The following is a 21,804-nucleotide window of genomic DNA, read 5'->3' on the forward strand; positions in this document are numbered from 1 at the left end:
TATAATCACAGCTCTTAAACAACAAACAACTTATAAGAGAAATCTTATTGCATGGGTTATATTGAAAAACATAACCCATTTGAGTTACTTAAATTATAACTGCGAGAAACAGGGATTTCAGTCAGTCGAAAACACACCTCGCGATAAGCAAGTTCCGCGGCATCTGTACCGCCAGGGGTTGAATGTAATAAGTAAAAAATATCAAAGCCTTTCTAATTATTGTTTAAGACGCTTGATACCATACTATTTTTAGATTATTTTACTTAAGTAACTTTTCGTTTACTCATTATAAAAAATGCCATTTACTAAAGTTACTGACAATTTGTAAATCAACCAGAGACTCAGAACTACGCAGTTCTCAAACCGGCGAATGATTATAATGGTCTATCTGAAAATAGTAGCACTCTTATAATTTAATCAGAGTGAAGCAGGTATTTATACTTAAAATGAACAATTTCATAGTTTTTTATGCCAGAGGGGATATTTTACAATGCTCAAATGCCCCCTCCTCCTGCCTCGGCCCTGTCACCTCTCACGATACTGTAGTGAAGAAGAAATACCACTATGGTTTATAATTACGTAATACCCTGTTAATGATGAAAAAATGAAATATCTAATTAACAATGAAGTTACATTTAGGACTGATGATGGCGTTTTGGCGAGTCTGAGTCCGTCGGACAACTCACTCACCCTGTCTATTACCGCAAACAGGATCTTCACCTATCTCCTCGAGCAGGAAGGGAAAGTAGTCTCGAGAGAAGAGATGTTTACGAATGTCTGGGACAAAAATGGTCTGCAAGCCTCAAACAACTCATTAAGCCAGTATATTTCTTTGATTCGTAAAGGATTACAGGAGCTCGGTTGTGAACACGAGATCATTCAAACCGTACCACGGGTCGGCTTTTTCATCGCTGAAGGATTGGTAACCACCATAGAGGAACCGCCTTTGGTTTCCGCGGCGTCCCTCACTCCCGCAAAAGCCACGCCTTCCCTGTCAAAACGCGTAAAAATGATGCTGCTTGCAGCTGGGGGCGTCTCATTATTCATGCTTCTTTACCCAGTCAACACATTGTTTAACAGCACTCAAAACCACCTTCCCGTCGTGCAGTTGTATAAACTTGGCAATATCGACCTCTGTCCGGTCTATACCGTTTTTGAAAGCTCACGAGAAGTGGCAACTGCGAAACTTGAAAAAGCCAAAAAAATGGCTGATTTACACCTGAAGTGTCTGGCTGGCGCATTGTTTATTTTCCAGCCTGACGATCTGTACGTCTACGGCGAAAAAGGTCGCATATTTTTATCCCGCTGTACTTTCAATAATGCAGAAAAAACAAAGTTTGCTGGATGCAAGGACCTTTATATCCATGAATACTAAATATAAAACCAAGATATTACTTGCAGGAGCGGCCGTTCTGGTCGCTGTCAGCGCCTTGTTAAGCGCGAATGGAATCACCCTCATTCCAGTCAATCAGGGAATAAGCGTGCATTGCGTCTCCACACTTTCACTACCCGAACTGCCCGGGGGTGGGAAATACGATGGTAGCCTGATGATCCAGTTGCAAACAGATAACACTGGCGTCATTGATTTCTCAGGGATTATTACCACAACCCCACTGGCAGACAACCGCCCAGGACATCGCCTTATCCTGCAACGCTCCGTCAGTTTTAATTATCGGATAAAAGATAAAGGCGTCGTTTTTCTGCAAGACGTGAAAATGAGTAAACACAGTCTGGATAACGTGTCGGATGAGATGTTTATCCATAATATCTATGACCCGTTCACACCCAGTAAGCGTGCGCAAATATATAAAATTGATAATGCCTACCTGTTAGGCAATACCTTTTCGCCAACGAACGTCTGCGTTAGTAAATCGTAGTAATAAGCCGTAAGCCAGGATTGCCTACCCGCCGGGCTAAACCAGAGCAGGGCCACGGTAACGCATTAGACCTGACTCCACGTGTGGCGACAGTAAATCGCTTTCCCTGTCGCCACACACTTTCGCCCTATCCAGCGACCAGATAAAATACAGCTTGTTATTACCATAAGCTACAATAATATTAATTTTAGATAATCAACGGCACGTTTGCTGACAATAATGAGCAAAGGGTTACTATAGGCCTGTATTTTTTTTAGCAGGAAAGTAAAATGAAAAAAACAAAAGGGTTGATAATTGTTGCCCTTGCTTTCACCCTGGCGTCATGCGCTTCAATTCCTGAGAATATCAAAGGTAATAATCAACCAGATATACAAAAAAACTTTATCTCCGTGCATAACCAACCGGGATTATATACCGGTCAGCAGGCCCGCTTTGGGGGTAAAGTCATCAATGTGATTAACACCAAAACGGATACATTACTGGAAATCGCCGTTCTGCCACTGAACAACTATGCTAAACCGCAAATAGACGCGAGCTATCAGGGGCGTATTCTTGCCCAGCAGAAAGGTTTTCTCGATCCGGTAAACTACAGAAACCATTTCGTTACTATTTTGGGGACAATTCAAGGAGATGAACCAGGATTCATCAACAAAGTCCCGTACAATTTTGTTAAAGTTGATTTACAAGGTATTCAGGTTTGGCATTTAACGGAGTCAGTCAACACCACCTATAATATGTGGGATTACGGCTATGGCGCGTTCTGGCCTGAACCCATGTGGGGAGCCCCCTATTACGCTAATACAGTAACTCAGGTAACTCCGGAGCTAGTGAAATAATCTCTGTAGTAAGATGGCGCGAATATATACCGGAGTCGGGTACTGACAAACGCCCACCACATCACCCCGCGTTAACCTTATTGCGCCATCCTGCTTTATGAGATCCTTCGCTTAGCACGCATTCTTCCTGTTACATATAATTTTACCCGCTAACACTTGAGCGAAAAAATGGGCTTTAGCCATCTCATGCCTGAGCATCTTTTGTTATTTACCGATAACTCTCCCACCCTGCGTGTAATAAAAGAACATTGGTGTTTACGATTTATTCAGGGATTACTATGAACAGAAAATGCTTACTGTTGATACCATTATTTTTTAGTAGCGTCATCATCACCGCCTGCGATAATAAACCTGCAGTAAAAACCACCACGATGGAGCCCGAGGTCGGCGTTGTTACCTTAGCGCCCTCTTCAGTGAATATTAAAAGTGAACTTCCAGGTCGCGCGGTTTCATTCGAGATCGCCGAAATCCGCCCTCAGGTTGGTGGGATCATCATAAAACGCAACTTTATTGAAGGTGATAAAGTCAGCAAAGGAGAGTCACTGTATCAAATTGATCCAGCCCCGCTGCAGGCACGACTGGATTCAGCCAAAGGCGCGCTGGCAAAGGCACTGGCGACGGCCAATAATGTGCGTCTGACATTAAATCGGCAGTCAGCGTTAATAAAATCCAATTACGTCAGCCGCCAGGACTACGACACGACACGCTCACAGCTTAATGAAGCAGAAGCCAATGTCGCCGTCGCAAAAGCGGATCTTGAGCAGGCCACCATCAACCTTCGTTACGCTAATGTCACCTCACCGATTGATGGCATCAGCGGTAAATCCTCCGTAACCGTGGGTGCCCTGGTCACCGCAAATCAGGAAAACGCGCTGGTCACCGTTCAGCGGCTGGATCCGATTTATGTTGATTTAACACAGTCAGTACAAGATTTCTTACGCCTGAAAGAAGAGAAAGCCAACGGCAAAATTGCCCAGCAACAAGGCAAAATTCCAGTTGAGCTGATGCTGGAAAACGGCAAACCCTATCGCCATACCGGTACGCTTGAGTTTTCTGATCCCGCCGTCGATGAGACCACCGGATCGGTGACTTTGCGCGCCGTGTTCCCCAATCCTGAAGGTGAAATTTTACCCGGCATGTATGTCACGGCGTTGCTGGACGAAGGCAGCCAGCAGAACGTTTTGATGGTCCCCCAACAAGGGATTACGCATAACGAACAAGGAAAAGCCACCGCGCTGATCCTTGACCAGCAAAACGTGGTGCAACTGCGCGAAATAAACGCCGTGAAGGCCGTTGGCAATCAATGGCTGGTGACCGCAGGATTACGCCCCGGCGATCGGGTCATTGTGTCCGGATTACAAAGAATTCGTCCGGGAATCAAAGCCCGGGTCCTCCCTTCAAAACTGACCACTCCTGACGCGGGAACTGAACAGTAATATTTCAGGTATTAAGGACACTTTCTTCATGGCCAACTTTTTTATTGAGCGCCCGGTTTTCGCCTGGGTGCTCGCCATTATCATGATGTTTACGGGCGGTATCGCGATAATGAACCTGCCAATCGCCCAGTATCCACAAATTGCTCCCCCAACCATTACCATCAGCGCTGCCTACCCAGGGGCAGACGCAAAGACCGTTGAAGACTCCGTGACTCAGGTGATTGAACAGAACATGAATGGTCTTGATGGCCTGATGTATATGTCATCCACCAGCGATGCGGCAGGTAATGCGTCGATTATCCTGACCTTCAAAACGGGCACGTCACCCGATATTGCGCAGGTTCAGGTACAGAATAAACTGCAGCTGGCGATGCCTTCTTTACCGCAGGAAGTACAGCAGCAAGGGATCAGTGTTGATAAATCCAGCAGCAATATTTTGATGGTCGCCGGCTTTATCTCTGATAATAACAGCCTGAGCCAATATGATATTGCCGACTATGTGGCCTCGAACATTAAAGACCCAATAAGCCGCACTGCCGGGGTGGGGAGCGTACAGTTATTCGGTTCGCAATACGCCATGCGTATCTGGCTGGATCCGCAAAAGCTCGACAAGTATAACCTCACACCTCAGGACGTCATTACCCAGCTCAAAGTTCAAAACAATCAGATATCGGGTGGGCAGTTGGGAGGTATGCCTCAGTCAGCCGATCAGCAGCTAAATGCGTCGATAATCGTCCAGACGCGCCTGCAAACTACCGATGAATTTGGCAAGATCTTCCTTAAAGTTCAGCAAGATGGCTCCCAGGTTCTGCTGCGCGATGTCGCGCGAATTGAGCTGGGTGCGGAAAATTATGCAACGGTTGCACGTTACAACGGCAAACCCGCCGCCGGGATTGCAATTAAACTTGCCGCTGGCGCGAATGCCCTGGAAACATCCCAGGCAGTCAAACAGGAGCTGAACAGATTATCGGCCTGGTTTCCGGCCAGCATGAAAACCGTTTATCCCTATGACACCACTCCGTTTATCGAAATTTCGATTCAGGGGGTTTTTCATACTTTGATCGAGGCAATCATTCTGGTATTCCTCGTCATGTATCTGTTTTTGCAAAGTTTCCGCGCGACGCTTATCCCCACAATCGCCGTTCCGGTAGTTATCCTTGGCACCTTTGCGATACTCGACGTCGCGGGTTTTTCGATTAATACGCTCACGATGTTTGGCATGGTGCTGGCGATAGGGTTGTTAGTCGATGATGCCATCGTGGTGGTTGAGAACGTAGAACGCATTATTGCCGAAGAACACCTGTCACCAAAAGCGGCGACCCATAAAGCGATGGGCCAGTTGCAAAGAGCGCTGGTCGGTATTGCCGTTGTGTTATCCGCCGTATTTATGCCGATGGCATTTATGAGCGGAGCAACCGGTGAAATTTTCCGTCAGTTTTCTATCACCTTAATCTCCTCTATGCTGCTGTCGGTGTTTGTGGCGATGAGCCTGACGCCAGCACTCTGCGCCATGCTGTTGAAATCCCACGAGGGAGAAAAAGCAAACACACATTTTCTGTTTACCCGTTTCAATCACTTTATGGAGAAATGTACTCAGCACTACACGGATAGCACCCGTAAACTGCTACGTTGCACAGGCCGTTATATGGTCGTGTACTTAGTGATTGGCGCGGGCATGATTGTGCTGTTTCTACGTACCCCGACCTCCTTTTTGCCTGAAGAAGACCAGGGGGTATTCATGACCACCGCGCAATTGCCTTCGGGCTCAACGATGGTGAACACCAGCAAAGTGCTCGGGGAAATAACGGATTACTACCTGACGAAAGAACAGAAAAATGTCGCTTCGGTTTTCACCGTAGGCGGATTTGGTTTCAGCGGCCAGGGGCAAAACAACGGTCTGGCGTTTATCAGCCTGAAACCGTGGTCAGAACGCGTTGGTGAAGAAAACTCAGTTACCGCCATTATTCGACGGGCGATGATGGCCTTAAGCACCATCAATAATGCCGTCGTTTATCCGTTTAATTTACCCGCTGTTGCAGAACTGGGAACGGCTTCAGGTTTTGACATGGAGCTGCTGGATAACGGTAACCTTGGGCATGAAAAAATGATGCAGGCCCGAAACGAGCTTCTGGCGCTGGCCAACCAGTCGTCCGGTGAGGTCGACGGGGTGCGCCCGAATGGTCTGGAAGATACACCGATGTTCCGCATTCATGTTAACGCCACGAAGGCAGAAGCCATGGGCGTTGCATTATCGGATATCAATCAGACCATCTCCACGGCGTTCGGTAGTCGCTATGTCAATGATTTCCTGAATCAGGGACGCGTTAAAAAAGTGTATGTCCAGGCCGATACGCCGTTCCGTATGTTGCCGGATAATATCAATCACTGGTACGTACGTAATGCCTCCGGCGCTATGACGCCGCTTTCGGCCTACTCATCCACCGAATGGACCTACGGTTCTCCCCGCCTTGAACGCTACAACGGTCAGCCTGCAATGGAAATTCTGGGCCAGCCGGTCGAAGGGAAAAGCAGCGGCGATGCGATGAAATTTATGGCATCGCTGATAAATAAACTGCCTGCGGGCGTCGGCTATGCCTGGACCGGTCTGTCTTATCAGGAGGCGCTGTCCACAAACCAGGCACCAATGCTGTACGGCATTTCGCTGATCGTCGTGTTTCTGGCACTGGCGGCACTGTATGAAAGCTGGTCGATACCGTTCTCGGTAATGCTGGTTGTGCCAATCGGGGTGGTCGGCGCTTTGCTGGCGACCGACTTGCGCGGCCTGAGCAATGATGTTTACTTCCAGGTAGGCCTGCTCACCACCATGGGGCTCTCGGCTAAAAACGCCATTCTGATCGTCGAGTTCGCCGTCGAGATCATGCAAAAGGAAGGAAAAACGCCGCTTGAAGCCGCAGTAGAGGCCGCGCAAATGCGCTTACGCCCTATTTTGATGACGTCACTGGCCTTTATCTTAGGGGTTATCCCTCTGGCAATAAGCAACGGCGCGGGCTCTGGCGCGCAAAATGCCGTCGGTACGGGTGTTATTGGTGGGATGCTGGCCGCAACAGTGCTGGCGATCTACTTTGTTCCGCTGTTCTTTGTTCTCGTAGAAAACATGCTGGCGCGATTCAAAACACGGCGCTGATTCCCTGCCCTCGTACGTGATTATCCCTGGGATAAGTTTATTAAATCCCAGGGATTCTCAATGCTCTCTCAGAGAAAGGGTTCCGTTCACCTTAAGTTCTTCATTTCATTACAGCGACGATACTGTGACTACGTTAAGAGTGGCATTCTCCACCACACTTGAGTCCCTCTGCTCTGCGGGTAATCAATGCCCGGTGGCGCTTCGCTTATCAGGTCTACGGTTGTTAGCGGGCCCTGCTATCCAGCGAATTTCTCGTGGATAGCAGGGTAAACATTACGGGGATTTTTTCTTGTAGGGTAACAACTAAGGTAGGTACAGAGGTTGTCAATTCTGACTCATGCCAGGCTATCAAAACGGGTAATCAATAGTGCAGACCGGAACCCTTCAGATTTACGGCCAGCTCGCCCAATTTAGTATCAGGGTGTCGATGACACATTTTAATCATCTTCGGTACAGCGACAGTTTCCACCTCATGCAGGGGAACATAATCATCGCCTTTAAAGTCCGAATTTTTATTAACAATCACAAAGGCAATTGCCGTCATGTATTGCCCACTCATATCAACGAATTCTTTACAGGTCATATCTTGTGGCGCCGCTTCCGTTGCCTGTGTAGCAAAAGCACGGCTCATCGGCGCCATAACAGAGGTCATAAGAATAGCTGCAGAGACAATCAATTTAATATTCACAATGCGCTCCAGAAGTAGCATTAATTTTTATCGGCGCGTTTTTCAGTTTGTACCAACGACGCATTTCTGCGCAGACTGATAAAAGCCAAAGAACTAAAGATCATCTCAACGCCTATAAAGATGGAGGTAAATACATAAGAACGGTCGGGATCCATATTCAGCCACACGGCTGCAATAAGCAGGTCAAAAATACCGATAAAAATATTCCATCCATAGCCCGGACTGCGGAACATTTTGACGCCGGAAGCAACACGAAAAATCCCGCCAAGAATAAACAGGCAGCAAAAAACCATTGCCAATGAATTCATACCTATCACAGGATTTTCGAGGAAACAGTATCCCAGCAGCAACCATGCGATAGCAAAAAAGGCATAGGTAAATTTGGCTTTCAACTGCTTTTTACTCGAGGAAAACAGGCTGTAAATAGAATAGAAGCCGCACACCAGGAACATAAAACCTGTTGCATAGCTTAAGTAAACACCTGCAGCGATTGGATAGATTAAGCAGCAGATGCCGCAAACCAACAACAGCACGGCCATGATTGTGGCGTGTCTTTTATAATGAAATAGTGTTTTTTCATTAAATGCTTTCAGGCTACGCTGATTAAAAACAAACATACATCCTCCGTTACATAGAAACGCAATGTAACCTACTAATAAAAGAGTAATATTCACTTAATACATATCACTTACAATGGAATGATAAGACTTTCACTCCGAATTCGTATATAAGAATAAAGGAATGTCATTATCCGCATAATCCTACACGCGTCAGACGTCTGACACCTGTAAGATTAAACGCTCATTATTCTATCCTGGCTCTGATTCCACTCTTCGAAGTTATTTAATATGCTTATTTCGTTTGGTGAGATATACCAAATTTATTCAGGAGAAAGTAATGAAAAAGATTATTCTTGCAGGTCTGCTTGCAACCATGATGGGCTCAGCCCCGGTACTGGCAGCTACCACTACCACGCCGGCACAAACTGCTACCGCCAATGTACAAAAAGAAGCTGCCGATATTATGCAGGTCGCAGTACAAGGTGCAAACGCGATGCGTGATATTCAGCTTGCCCGTCTGGCCCTGTTTCATGGACAGCCTGACAGTGCTAAAAAATTAACCGATGACGCCGCTTCCCTGCTTGCGGGTGACAGCCACGACTGGGCGAAATTTGTAAAAGCTGCGCCTAAAGCCAAGATGATTGACGATCAGTACGTGATTATTAACGCTACGATTGCGCTGTCAGAAGACTATATTGCCACCCCAGCTAAAGAATCTGCTATCAATACAGCGAATGGCAAAATGGCTAAAGGCGACTGGAAAGGTGCTGTGGATACCTTGCAACTGGCGGGTATCAGCGTGCTTCAGACCCAATACCTGATGCCCCTGAATCAGACGCGTAAAGCCGTTGCCAGCGCTCAAAAACTGCTGTCTTCAGGTAAATACTATGAAGCAAACCTTGTGTTAAAAGGTGCTGAAGAAGGCATTGTGATCGATAGCGAGATGCTGGGCGCAGGCCAGTAATACTCAGCACTACGGAGTGTTGAACCAGGACTTTCTCTCCTGATCGGGTTGCTACGGCAACCCGATCAGGGGGGTTAATGGCTAATCAAACTGTTAATCTCAATCTCAATTTCCCGCATGACGGCAACAATCTTCTGTAATGCTTCCTGGCGTACTGCCAGAGGAAGATCGTCATGTCGCATCGATTCAAAAGGTTCGCATAGCGTCTGAAGAGCAGTAATGCCCAGAATTTGCGCCGAACCATGCAACCGGTGAAGGGCTCGCAAAAACAGCTGGGGTTCGTCTTGCTCAACGGCTTTCTCGGCCGCCTGTAAATCGCTAAACGTTGCCTCGCGGAATGTTTCGAGTATCTCGTTCATTAATGCGCGATCGCCGCCAGTATTTTCCGTCAAGACATTGAATTTCAGATGCCGGATTGCACAAGGAGACGAATAACCGGTTTCGATTTTGCTTAATTCATGCGTCAGTGTCTGAATCGACACGGGCTTAAACAGACACAAATTCATGCCGTTTTGCAGACACCTGTCACGTGACTGTGGGAGCGCGCTGGCCGTCAGTCCCCATATTTGTAAATGAGGCTGCTGACGACGTAACGAAGCCGCAAGATCAAACCCGTCCTTCTTCGGCATATTCACATCGGTTATCAACAGGTCGTATGATTTTTTAGCCAGTTTGGCTTCGGCTTCCTCACCATCACACGCTTCATCCACGCTGTAACCAATGGCGTTCAACTGTCGCTTAAGCAACAGGCGATTGGTCGGGTTGTCATCTGCTATCAAAATAGACAGACACGGCAGCGGCAACAGCGCCCCCGGTGTGTTGCTATCCGGTACAATTGACTGGCGGGCAGTCTCAACCGGCAGCGTTATGGTAAACGTGGTTCCTTGCGCCGGTACGCTCATCAGCTCCAGCGTACCGCCCATCAGCGTCACCAGCTCTTTGCAGATAAATAATCCCAGACCAGACCCCGTTTGTTGACGCCCACAGCGCCCCTGAGCGTAGCGACGAAACAGCCCGGCCTGCTCCTCTTCGCTAATCCCGCAACCGGTATCGCTAATGGCGATGGTCAGGGTACCGTGATTCTCCCCGTCAGGTGTTAAACGGGCTGTCACATGAATGCTACCCTGCTCGGTAAACTTCAGCGCATTGCCCACCAGGTTGGTGAGAATTTGCCGCAAAGCTTGTTGATCGACAAACACCCTCTCGTTTGCCGGCAACTGGCTTACGCATGCAAGCGTAACGCCTTTCTGTCTGGCTAAGGCATCAAAAGAGTGACACTGCAATTCAATGAGCTGCGAGAGATCCGTCCATTGAGGAACAACCTGATATTTACCAGACTCAATCTTATCAACGTCCAGAATCTTGCCGATCAGCCCAAGCAATGACTGGGCTGTCGCTGCGGTAAGAGCAATCGCCTCTTTTCGTTGTGCCGGGCTGAGTTCTGAGCTCGACAGTAATTCCAGAAAGCCCACAATCGAGCTGACAGGGGTACGTAATTCATGGCTCATGCTCGCAAGAAAGCGACTTTTGGCCTTGGTTGCTTCAATCGCTTTATTTTTTTCAGTTTCCAGTTCTTGAGATAATGCCTCTTTGAGATGAAGCTGCTCTTCCAGCTGCCGCTGCGATTGTTTTCTTTTATTTACCTCACGGGAGAGTGAGATCCCCCAGATCAGGCTAATTGCTATCAGCAACAGCGCAAACACCACCAGTTGATAGAACTGTTTGCTATACCGACTCCAGAGATCGACCTGCGTATTAGAAATTTTCGACCACTTCTCCGTCATCTGCAAAATCTCACGCGGCGGTATCGCCTGCAGCGCTTTATCCATTACGGACTTCAACATGGGCTCGTGGGGAGAAATCGCAAAGCTCACCGACGCACCTGGCATATCTGGTAGCCTAAAAAAGTGCATGTTTTTCTGGTAGTCATGATCGACCATGAACCTTGCTGACAATTCGGTAGCAATTGCCGCGTCAACCTTGCCATCCCTGAGCATAGTCATCGCGACGCTGCCAGTATCAGCATCCACCCAGGTGGCCTGCGGGTAGCGTTGTTTCAGGTCACTTTCCAAAACATGTCCGGCGGGCAACGCAATACGGATCGGTGTATTCAGTAACGAGTCGGCCGTTTCATCGCGGGAAGTGATAATCACAAACGCCACATTCATCAGCGGATCGCTAAAGGTCGAATTGTGCTGATTTTGATTTGTCAGGGTGATAGTGGGATACATATCCCATCGTTCGCCGCTTATTTGTTTGGTCTGTTCACTTTTGGTGTTGGCCAAAACAGGCTCAAAATCAATCCCCGTTTGCAGATGAATAATATTCAGCAAATCGCCAAGAATTCCACGTAACTCACCGCTGCGATCGACAAGCGTGTAAGGCGGATAATCTGGATTGATAAGAATGCGAATAGTATGTTTCTTCTTCAGCCACGCTTTTTCCTGATCGGTAAAAGGAATAGGCGCATTCAGAAAAGCAAGGTTACCGCGGTTCAGCCAGTTCTGCATGACCTGCATATGAATTTCATTACTGATTGACGTAATGAAACCATCAAGAATATTTCTTAATACCGGCTGGTCGTCCTTCACCACAAAATAATTATATTGCTCTTGTTTATCAAAGTAGTGCGTAATAACCAGTGATTGCGAAAAATATCGGGAGACACAATGACTGCTGGTGATATTGTTCCCAATATAATATTGGTTATCACCGTTCACTACCGATGCCATGGCCTGATACTCGTCGTCGTAAAATGAGACTTTAGCTTCAGGAAAAGCATCCTGGATAACATCAAGAAAAGGACAATCTCGCACACACGCGACGCTAACCTGATGCTCCGAGGTCAGCGGCAGCATGGTGTTTTTTAGCGAGGTCACAAGCGTTGGCCACGTCGTCAGTAATGCCGAAGTGCGCAATAAATGGCCGCCGACATCTTGTCGCCGGGACAGCTGAGTTATCAATGTATCTACATCGTTACTGGCAAGTGCGGTCAGCGCTTCTTGCTCATTATCATACTGCTTTATAACAATTTTTATATTGAGATTCTTTTGCATTAGCGCAAGATAATCCGCGTTGACGCCCCGATAATATTCACCGCTATTTTGATAAACAATGGGGGAGACTTCCGGTAACCAGGTGCCAACAACCAAGGTTTTTTTATGCGCTAACCAGTTTGTTTCTTCCCTGTTCAAGCCGATATGTTGTACTGAGGTATTATAGTTACTTTTTAGCTCAACTTGCCGGGCTGAGCTTACACCCGTAGAAAACCCGATGGTAAATATGACCATCAAAAAAATAAACAAGCGTTCCAGCATTACTCTATCCTATTTTATTTCTTTGCGCATAATCATAAATTTCCATTAATGTCGAGCAATCTAACTTCTCCATCAAACGGCTTTTATAGGTGCTTACCGTTTTATTACTGATGTTCATTTTGCTGGCAATAGTGCTGTAATCCATACCGTTAAGAATATAACGCAACACTCTCATTTCCTGGGTCGACAACGTATCAAGCTTATCCTGTTCGCTGACAGATGAGCCAGTAAAATGCTCAAGGGAAAAGGGAAAATAGCTATACCCATTTTTTGCAGCTTCGATTGCGGCAAGAATATTATTCATACCCTCTTTTTTACTCACAAATCCATTGGCACCGTATTCGGCGCTACGTTTGCCGTAAAAAATTCATTTTTGGCTGAAATGATAATGATTACACCAGCATAGTGCCGCTTTCGCAGTTGCTCCAGCACTTCGATGCCGCTGATGCCCGGAATATCCACATCAATAATCAGTAGCTCCGGCTTAGTTTTTTCAACGGTTTGGACCACATGCTCTCCGCTGTCGAGCTCGGTGGTTACGGTAATACCATTAGTATCGAGTAAGTTGCGGATGGCTATGCGAGCTAATGGGTGATCATCAACGATTATCGCGTTCATTGCGTATAAGAATCCCGATAAATAAAGAGAGGCGATGGCTATCGAGCAGGTGAGCCTTAAGCATTATAATTTATAAAAATAAGGCGTTATCAGGTAAATCCTAACACATTCACACGTATATTTATTAGTTTTTTATAAAAACGAAGAATAAGGCATAAATGCAACACTGTATTTTACAAATTTTAAACCTTGAGCCTATCTAAATATCAAACCATTAACACAACCAAAAGGAATATTCCTACATGCGTAGGATAAATCCCTCATTTATTATGATTCATTCTTAATGGCCGGGGTCATATAACCAGGGGGAGTTTTCATCACAACGACAAAGGTGTATATGCAGAATAGCTATCTAAGAATCATTTTTATACCAGGTCAAATCTGGAGAAAAAGATCCATGGTGAAGAACATGAACAGGGCTGAAATACACTGATAAATCACCGCCATATCTGCACTGCTCACACTGAAGGTCAGGTACAGGAAACCCGCGGCAATAACGGAGGTCACGACATACAACGTTTTACGCTGGGGTTTAAATTTATCTGAGCAAGAATCACATGTTCTCCATACATGCTTAACTGAACGGTATTGCGCGTAGCGCGGGCTTGTGGTGGTTAAGTACAGGGATACTTAATCAAACACACCATTGATAACCGCGGTGACAATTGCCGTGCTCAGTGCAATCAACACCAGATTGTCGCCAACAACCTGCCATTCATAACCTGGGTAATACGGCAGTTGATTCAGCATCGAGGATGGGACACTTTTCTTAGCGATCCCCGGAGGAAGTGGTTTTCCTCGCGCCAGATTTTTGGCGATGCCCGGAGGCAGTGACTTATATCCCGTCAAACCATATCTGACGGCATATTGCCTGGCCACGTTATAGCTAATATCACTATCAACATGGTCCGGCTTGCCATAATTTTTACGCTGTTCCGATTGCGAGTTGTTTTTTGGGCCTGGGTTTCCTTTCTGGCTATGACTGCTATTACCCTTATTCCCACTATTACCATGGTTACCGCTATTACCATTTCCGTTGCCATTACCGGGGTTAGCCGAAACGGGGATAGCGCACATCGACATCGCGGCAACGGCAACTAAAGCCGTTGCTAAAGTACGGAGCCTGGACATGATGATTCCTTAAGATATGGATACATACAAAATGTATGGTATTGCGTGAATATTGGCTATCGCTATGAATCCGATTTATTGACAGAAAAACGCTGTCGCTTTGCAAAGCGAGCAGCTTTGATTGACCGTTTTTTAAATTAAAAACCGCCATTCCCGTTAACTCAGATCGGCAAGCGACAGGCACAGGATCTGAGTTTTTGGGAATAACTTCGCGAAAATGGAGAGAAAACGGCGTTTTTTTTCGGTTAAGCTATGTTCATGCTTTGGCGCTACCCATGGTCAGATTCACTATTCAGGAACCCACCCATAATGGCAAAAAGTACCCCGCAGCTGCCGCTCGACCCACATATGTGTCGCAGCTATGAAAAAAAGTCGCGAAGTCCGCTGGCGCTCTACTCAGAGTATCAGCGGATGGACGTCGAGCTGCGGGCTCCGCTGGCCATGACCTACAGCCACTGGCACGGTCAGGTTGAAGTGAATGTGCCGTTTGATGGCGATGTGGAGTACCTTTTCAATGACGAAGTGGTGAAAAGCAAACAGGGCTTTATCACGCTGTTCTGGGCCTGCACACCCCATCAACTGACGGATGCCGGGCACTGTAAACAGATGGCCATCTTCAACTTACCGATGCATCTGTTTTTGTCCTGGCCGCTGGACAGGGAACTGATTAACCACGTGACGCATGGGATGGTGATTACGTCGCTTGCCTCGCAGCAGCTGAGCGCTTTTGAAGTGCAGCGCTGGCAGAGTGAACTCAACAGCGACAATGAGCAAATTCGTCAATTAGCCATTGATGAGATTGCCCTGATGCTCAAGCGATTTAGCCTCGCTGGCTGGCGGCCAGTGCTGGGTAACAAAACATCGCGCACCCAGAAAAACAGTATTTCACGGCATTCACAGTTTTACGTCAGCCAGATGCTGGAGTTTATTGCCGCAAACTGCGACAAACAGCTTACGGTCGATGCTATTGCCGAACACGTTAAGCTCAACCCAAATTATGCGATGGGCATTTTTCATCGCGTGATGCAACTAACCATGAAACAGTATATTACCGCAATGCGCATCAACCATGTGCGGGCTTTGCTCAGCGATACGGATAAAACAATTCTGGATATCGCTACAATTGCAGGTTTCCGATCCAGCAGCCGTTTTTATAGCTCATTTCATAAATACGTCGGCATGCCGCCGCAGCAGTATCGCAAACTGAGCCAACAGCGCCGAAATCATTCACCTTATGCCGAGGGGTAATTTATTCGTCAAACTCACTCTTACCTTACTACCAAAATATAAGCGTCAGAATAGCAGGTCAAAATAGATAATCTGCAGCAGTTAATAAAATAGGGTTCAGACATGAACTCTGGCAACTATGTTACTCAGTTATGGGTGACCTGTAGCAGGTATTTATTTGACGTGTTCAACCATTAACGATTGGGATGGAATTATGGAATTAAATAGCTGCACCGCCAACAACAGAAAGCCATTGTCTTTCTTTTGGTCAGTTTTACCCATGATAGTCATGCTGGGTGGCATTAGCATCGGATATTTTATCTTCAATATTCGTGCTGAACCCATGATCCTCATGGGAACCGCAACCGCCTCGTTTATCGCCATCGCTCACGGCTACACATGGGATGACATTCTACAATCTATTTGCAATAAAATATCTGAAGCGCTTCCTGTCATATTAATCGTCGCCAGTATCGGTTTCTTAATTGGCGCATGGATGGTGTCAGGCACTATTCCAATGATGATTTATTATGGTCTGAAGTGGATTAACCCGCAGTATTTCTATATTTCAGCATTTATGCTGGGAGCGCTGATCTCAGTCTGTACCGGCACCTCCTGGGGATCTATCGGAACCGTCGGGATCGCCATGATTGGCGTAGCGATTGGTCTGAATGTTTCGCTGCCCATTGCTGCTGGCGCTATTGTCTCCGGCTGCTGGTTTGGTGATAAGCTTTCTCCGGTTTCTGACTCAACCAACATGGCGGCGCTGGCTGCCGGTGTAAACCTGTACTCGCATATCGGCCATCTGCTGTGGACCACCGGCCCGGGATTTATTATTTGCTGCGTCGTATACAGCTATATGGGCATGGGCATTGATGCCTCATCCAGCGCGCCAGCCAATATCACCAACTTGATGAACGCTATCGGCCAGATTTATCACTTTAACATTCTGCTACTGTTGCCACCGATCATCGTTTTGTATGGCTCACTGTCAAAAAGACCGCCAATCCCGATGCTCTTTTTATCCACAATAGTCTCGATGATTCTGGCATTAGCCTTTCAGCAATTTACCGCATCATCGGTTGGCGAATCCGTGGTTAGCGGCTTTAAGCTCGCGATGCTCACCGGAGATAACCTGCCAACACTGTCATCAGATGTTTCGCGCTTACTGGAACGAGGCGGCGCCATTTCAATGTTTAGCAGCTTCGTCACCGTCTTCAGCGCCTTCAGCTTTGCCGGCGCAATGAGTGCGACAGGCTCTTTGCACACCGTGATAAACGCGCTCACGAAAGGCGTTAAATCCACATTCCGCCTGGTGGCCACCACGATTGTGACGACGTTTACCATCTGTGCCTGTACGGCAAATGGAACCTTGCCACTGCTGCTGTGCGGCGATGCCTTTAAAGAAGAATATAAAAAACGAGGGCTTGCGACAAAGAACCTCTCGCGTACTACCGAAGATGCCGGAACCGTTGTCGAACCGATTATCCCCTGGTCTGCCTCAGGCGTTTATTGCGCCACGATGCTGGGCGTGGCGACGCTTGATTATTTGCCATGGGCAATCCTCTGCTACAGCGGCATCATCTTTGCCCTGCTGTGGGCTGCCACCGGTATTGGCATTGCTAAATATGAACCAAATGAAGCTACAGAGCATATGGTTGAGCAAAAATCATAGGTTAATAAATAGCTAAATATTGGCTACCACCAGGGTAAATTTAATATATCGATTAGATATACAGAAATATTCTTCACTGTTGCGTTGCTTAAACTATTTTTCAGAGACTGTCCAGGAGTCAGCAATGTCTTTGTTTGATGATATTGTCATAAGGGATGTTAATTGCCGTAAATACGGTCAATTACAACAGATGTACGGCACCACCGATGTATTACCGCTGTGGATTGCAGATATGGATTTTGTGACGCCAGAGCCAATCATGAGCACACTGCGTTCAGTGGTATCGCAGCCAGTACAAGGCTACAACCTGGATTATCCGCAATGGAAAGAGTCCGTTATTCATTGGTATGCGCAACAGTATGATGTCGACATAAAGCCACACTGGTTGCATTTTATTCCCGGCGTCATAAAAACTATCGTGCTCTCTCTGATGGTGTTTACCCGACCAGGTGATAATATTTTAACCTGTACGCCAATATATGACCCCTACCCTAATCTGGTAAAAACCAGCGGCAGGAATTTGATTCAAACGCGCCTCATTGAGAAAGATGGTCATTACGAATTTGACTGGTATGATTTCAGCGAAAAACTCAAGCAGTGCAAAATGTTTCTTTTCCCTTCGCCGCATAATCCGGGCGGTATGGTGTGGTCGCGGGAAACGCTGGAAAAAGTAAGTCACTATTGTCAGCAAGCTGGCGTCATTATTCTCTCAGATGAAGTGCATAGTGATTTAACCCTGCCAGGCAAGCGCCATCTGCCGTTTTTTACTTTAGACGAAGCGACAGGGAGCCAGTCAATCGTGCTGACCTCAATCAGTAAAACCTTCAACACGGCGGCGATCCAGGGCGGAATTGCCATTATTAAAAATGATGAATTACGCCATCAGTTCTATGGTTTCCTGGATAACTGCTACCTTGCCGAGACACATTCATTACAGCAGGCGGCCATTTACAGCGCCTTTACCCATTGTGGCGACTGGCACCAAAAATTATTAGCCTACCTGGCCGACAATGTGGCGTTTGTTAAAAGTGAAATTGAAAAGCACTGTCCCTTAATCTCCATTGTGTATGGCGGCGCATCGTATCTTCTGTTTCTGAACGCGGAAAAAATGAATCTTAGCGATGAACAGCTAAGCGCATTTTTTGTGCAGGACGCAAAACTGGGTCTGTCACCAGGCGCGCAATATGGCCCCGGCGGAGAGGGTCACATGAGACTCAACGTTGGGTGCCCGCGCTCGGTACTGGTAGAAGCGATGAACCAACTGAAAGCGGCGTACCAAAAACGACAGAACGCGTAGCGCGCATCACACTCTTTGCCCCGCCACGGTGGGGCAAAACTATACAAAGATGTTGCAGAACTGCTATAAAGTTTTTCCGTTCTGTCGGCTGGTGTTAAACTGGAAAGTGTGATCTTCATCATAACCTGCTTAAACAGAGAAAAGAGACACTGCTATGCAACATATCATTGAGGGCTTCCTCAACTTCCAAAAAGAGATTTTCCCTCAACGTAAGGAACTCTTTCGCAGCCTGGCATCCAGCCAGAATCCTAAAGCACTTTTCATCTCCTGTTCCGATAGCCGCCTGGTGCCAGAACTCGTTACTCAGCAAGAGCCCGGACAGCTTTTCGTTATCCGCAACGCCGGTAATATCGTTCCGTCTTTTGGACCGGAACCCGGTGGCGTATCTGCTACGATTGAATACGCGGTTGTCGCACTTGGCGTGACGGATATCGTCATCTGCGGACACTCCAACTGCGGCGCGATGAAAGCCATTGCCGATAGCCAGCCTCTGGATCCGATGCCCGCTGTGGCTCACTGGTTGCACTATGCCGATGCCGCGAAAGCCGTGGTTGAGAAGAAAACCTGGGATAACCCAATCGATAAGGTTAACGCCATGGTGGAAGAAAACGTTATCGCACAGCTCAATAATATTAAAACGCATCCTTGCGTCGCGGTTGGGCTGCGAAATAATGCGCTTCGTCTGCACGGCTGGGTATATGACATCGAAAGCGGTGAAATCCGTACCCTGGATAAAAACAGCAAAACCTACGTCTCCCTTGCTGATAACCCGCAGGTGCATTTCGAGTAAATCGTCCACTGGAGCAAGGATGCTCTGGAGAACTTTTACCTACTTTTGTGCTATAGACAAAAAACATGCTTGCGACTAGTTTTAAAATAGCCACTGGTGTTCTCACATCAGTTTTCGCACATTCATACAACGTTGCGACAGGTCTCATGAACTGAGCCGCAAATAGCTGTTCATACATGATGCAGGCGATAAAAAGGAGCGAGTGCGAATGCAAGCAAAAATAAAAAGAATAATAAATATGTTATTCTATCATGAGTCGTGGGATATCATGATTATTAAGGATCATGGTACACACTTATTCCCGAATAATACACTGGATATATTAAGTAAATCCGCTGCACAGCAGTTAAAAAAGAAATATACGTTTCAGGCCGATCCTTTTCTTATTGAAAAAGATGATAAACTGTTTGTTTTTTATGAAGCTTTTAGCTTTCGCAACTCGAAAGGCACGCTCCGATGCCGTATTCTTGATCGTGAACTGGTTGAAATTGATGACGTGAAACTTGAAGGTTTTGACGACCTGATGTGTCATTTGTCATTTCCTTTCCTGATTAATATCAACGATCAGCTCTTCATGATTCCTGAATCATCAGAAAGAAAAGAAGTGATACTGTTTCAGTCAGTAGAGTTTCCTACGCGCTGGAAGAAAATTAAAGTTCTAATCTCTGACACCGAAGTGACAGATAACATTTTTCTTTCAATGAATGAGACCTGCTATCTTATGTCGACCACCATGGATAATAAAATAATTATTCATTCGGCCGAGCATCTCCACGGACAGTGGCAGAGAATTACTCCTGCATTGAAGGTGAGCAATCATCATCATCGGGGAGCAGGTGCGCCTTATCTTGTCGATAACAAAATGTATTTCTTAACCCAGGAATGCACACCTGAAACATATGGAAAATCTATCTACATCAAAGAATTAGTCACACTGAATGACGCTAATTTTGATGAGAATCTGATCGAACAAATCAATTCGTCGATCAACCACAGTGACGGCGTTCACACGCTAAATTTCTCAAGTAATTATATTGCCTATGATACAAAAATAAATAAGTTCAGTCTGTTGGCAATCTTTAAAAAAATATCATATAAGTGTATGATTAAATATAGAAACGTATACCTTTCCCGGCAAAATAACTGATCCATTGGATCCTTGGGTGCATTGCTGGAAAATCGCTCGGGTTTTTAGCATTTTTCTGGAGTCTGTATGGCTATTCTTGTCACTGGTGGTGCAGGTTATATTGGTTCACATACTGTTTTAACGCTACTGGAAAGAGGCGATGATGTCGTTGTCATCGATAATCTGGCAAACGCCAGCCGAATCTCGCTGGACAGGGTCGCGGAACTCACAGGAAGGGAACCCATTGTCTATATCGCTGATGTTCTCGACAGGCAGGCATTAAAAAACATTTTCGCCAACCATAACATCACCGATGTCATTCATTTTGCGGGCCTCAAATCGGTTTCCGAGTCGATAAAAGAACCCCTTGCTTACTACGAAAATAACGTCACTGGAACGCTGGTTTTACTGGATGAGATGCTGGCCGCAGGCGTTAATCGATTCATTTTTAGCTCATCTGCTACGGTATACGGTAATCCGGAAAGCGTGCCGCTGAGCGAGCAATCGCGTACGGGGGGAACCACCAATCCGTACGGTACCTCTAAATTAATGGTCGAACAGATTCTGGCCGATTTCTCCCGCGCGCAGCCCGATTTCCGCATTACCTGCCTGCGCTATTTCAACCCGGTAGGCGCCCATCCATCGGGTCGAATTGGTGAGGATCCCAACGGTATCCCCAATAACCTGGTGCCGTACATCTCCCAGGTTGCGATTGGTAAGCTGAAAACCGTGTCGGTGTACGGTAATGACTATCCAACCCCCGACGGCACCGGCGTTCGTGATTATATCCACGTCATGGATTTGGCGACCGGCCATTTAGCCGCGCTGGATAGCCAGAACAAAGGCGCTGCCTACAAGGTGATTAATCTCGGTACCGGGGTCGGTTATTCCGTGATTAATCTGATTGAGGCGTTTGAAAAAGCGGCGCAGAAAAAAATAAGCTATCAATTTGTCGACAGAAGGCCCGGCGACATTGCCGAATGTTGGTCTGACCCGTCACTGGCATACAAAGAGTTGGGCTGGAAGGCCATCTATAACCTTGATGAAATGATGCGTGACACCTGGAACTGGCAAAAAAACAACCCGAATGGTTATAACATCTGATGTACCCGGCAAC

At 46.7% G+C, this 21,804-nt stretch carries 16 protein-coding genes and 1 pseudogene; 12 read left to right on the forward strand and 5 right to left on the reverse strand.

Translation table 11 applies throughout. The features are described 5' to 3' along the window. The first annotated feature begins 604 nt into the window (after positions 1 to 604). The 5 genes from WC7_RS08290 (at position 605) to WC7_RS08270 (ending at position 7,294) form a co-directional block, all read left to right on the forward strand. Positions 605 to 1,375, forward strand: a complete 771-nt coding sequence (locus WC7_RS08290; RefSeq protein WP_016154092.1) for a winged helix-turn-helix domain-containing protein — start codon at positions 605 to 607, stop codon at positions 1,373 to 1,375. Then, positions 1,365 to 1,877: a hypothetical protein gene (locus tag WC7_RS08285; protein WP_016154093.1), complete on the forward strand. Its 513-nt coding sequence runs from the start codon at positions 1,365 to 1,367 to the stop codon at positions 1,875 to 1,877. Before WC7_RS08290 ends, WC7_RS08285 begins: the two co-directional genes overlap by 11 nt. 269 nt (positions 1,878 to 2,146) lie before the next feature. Beyond that, a complete protein-coding gene (locus tag WC7_RS08280) occupies positions 2,147 to 2,713 on the forward strand; it encodes a Slp family lipoprotein (RefSeq protein WP_016154094.1) in 567 nt (188 codons plus the stop codon). Positions 2,714 to 2,991: 278 nt separating this feature from the next. Beyond that, complete coding sequence (locus tag WC7_RS08275; protein ID WP_016154095.1) at positions 2,992 to 4,149, forward strand: efflux RND transporter periplasmic adaptor subunit; 1,158 nt, start codon at positions 2,992 to 2,994, stop codon at positions 4,147 to 4,149. A gap of 28 nt (positions 4,150 to 4,177) precedes the next feature. Continuing rightward, positions 4,178 to 7,294 carry an efflux RND transporter permease subunit gene (locus tag WC7_RS08270; RefSeq protein WP_016154096.1) on the forward strand — a complete coding sequence of 1,039 codons (3,117 nt, stop codon included), beginning with the start codon at positions 4,178 to 4,180 and terminating at the stop codon, positions 7,292 to 7,294. A 361-nt stretch (positions 7,295 to 7,655) separates the two neighbouring features. Here the strand turns inward: WC7_RS08270 and WC7_RS08265 are convergent, their stop codons facing one another. Beyond that, complete coding sequence (locus WC7_RS08265; protein ID WP_016154097.1) at positions 7,656 to 8,003, reverse strand: HdeA/HdeB family chaperone; 348 nt, start codon at positions 8,001 to 8,003, stop codon at positions 7,656 to 7,658. Further along, positions 8,003 to 8,599 (reverse strand): DUF308 domain-containing protein, encoded by a 597-nt coding sequence (locus WC7_RS08260; RefSeq protein WP_016154098.1) that lies wholly within the window; start codon positions 8,597 to 8,599, stop codon positions 8,003 to 8,005. The genes WC7_RS08265 and WC7_RS08260 overlap by 1 nt, the downstream gene beginning before the upstream one ends. Before the next feature lie 280 nt (positions 8,600 to 8,879). On the opposite strand from WC7_RS08260, the gene WC7_RS08255 reads away from it, so the two are divergent. Then, positions 8,880 to 9,506 carry a YfdX family protein gene (locus WC7_RS08255; protein WP_016154099.1) on the forward strand — a complete coding sequence of 209 codons (627 nt, stop codon included), beginning with the start codon at positions 8,880 to 8,882 and terminating at the stop codon, positions 9,504 to 9,506. A gap of 74 nt (positions 9,507 to 9,580) precedes the next feature. Here the strand turns inward: WC7_RS08255 and WC7_RS08250 are convergent, their stop codons facing one another. The 3 genes and pseudogenes from WC7_RS08250 to WC7_RS08245 all read right to left on the reverse strand — a co-directional run bounded on the left by WC7_RS08250 (position 9,581) and on the right by WC7_RS08245 (position 14,572). Continuing rightward, positions 9,581 to 12,823, reverse strand: coding sequence for an ATP-binding protein (locus tag WC7_RS08250; protein WP_016154100.1), 3,243 nt, complete (start codon positions 12,821 to 12,823; stop codon positions 9,581 to 9,583). A gap of 4 nt (positions 12,824 to 12,827) precedes the next feature. Further along, positions 12,828 to 13,441, reverse strand: a pseudogene (gene evgA, locus WC7_RS0124630) (acid-sensing system DNA-binding response regulator EvgA). A 630-nt stretch (positions 13,442 to 14,071) separates the two neighbouring features. Next, a complete protein-coding gene (locus WC7_RS08245) occupies positions 14,072 to 14,572 on the reverse strand; it encodes an anti-virulence regulator CigR family protein (protein ID WP_016154103.1) in 501 nt (166 codons plus the stop codon). A gap of 309 nt (positions 14,573 to 14,881) precedes the next feature. On the opposite strand from WC7_RS08245, the gene melR reads away from it, so the two are divergent. The 6 genes from melR to galE all read left to right on the forward strand — a co-directional run bounded on the left by melR (position 14,882) and on the right by galE (position 21,791). Continuing rightward, a complete protein-coding gene (gene melR / locus WC7_RS08240; protein ID WP_016154104.1) occupies positions 14,882 to 15,820 on the forward strand; it encodes a transcriptional regulator MelR in 939 nt (312 codons plus the stop codon). A 193-nt stretch (positions 15,821 to 16,013) separates the two neighbouring features. Then, positions 16,014 to 17,474, forward strand: a complete 1,461-nt coding sequence (gene nhaC / locus WC7_RS08235; protein WP_016154105.1) for a Na+/H+ antiporter NhaC — start codon at positions 16,014 to 16,016, stop codon at positions 17,472 to 17,474. A 124-nt stretch (positions 17,475 to 17,598) separates the two neighbouring features. Next, entirely contained in the window at positions 17,599 to 18,771 is a 1,173-nt protein-coding gene (locus WC7_RS08230; protein WP_016154106.1) for a MalY/PatB family protein, read from the forward strand. Between the two features lie 154 nt (positions 18,772 to 18,925). Continuing rightward, positions 18,926 to 19,561: a carbonic anhydrase gene (locus WC7_RS08225; protein WP_016154107.1), complete on the forward strand. Its 636-nt coding sequence runs from the start codon at positions 18,926 to 18,928 to the stop codon at positions 19,559 to 19,561. 208 nt (positions 19,562 to 19,769) lie between these two features. Continuing rightward, complete coding sequence (locus WC7_RS08220) at positions 19,770 to 20,708, forward strand: glucosamine inositolphosphorylceramide transferase family protein (protein ID WP_016154108.1); 939 nt, start codon at positions 19,770 to 19,772, stop codon at positions 20,706 to 20,708. 66 nt (positions 20,709 to 20,774) lie between these two features. Continuing rightward, positions 20,775 to 21,791, forward strand: a complete 1,017-nt coding sequence (gene galE, locus WC7_RS08215; protein ID WP_016154109.1) for a UDP-glucose 4-epimerase GalE — start codon at positions 20,775 to 20,777, stop codon at positions 21,789 to 21,791. Positions 21,792 to 21,804: the final 13 nt, after the last annotated feature.

The organism is Citrobacter sp. KTE151, assembly GCF_000398845.1.
GTDB lineage: Bacteria > Pseudomonadota > Gammaproteobacteria > Enterobacterales > Enterobacteriaceae > Citrobacter > Citrobacter braakii.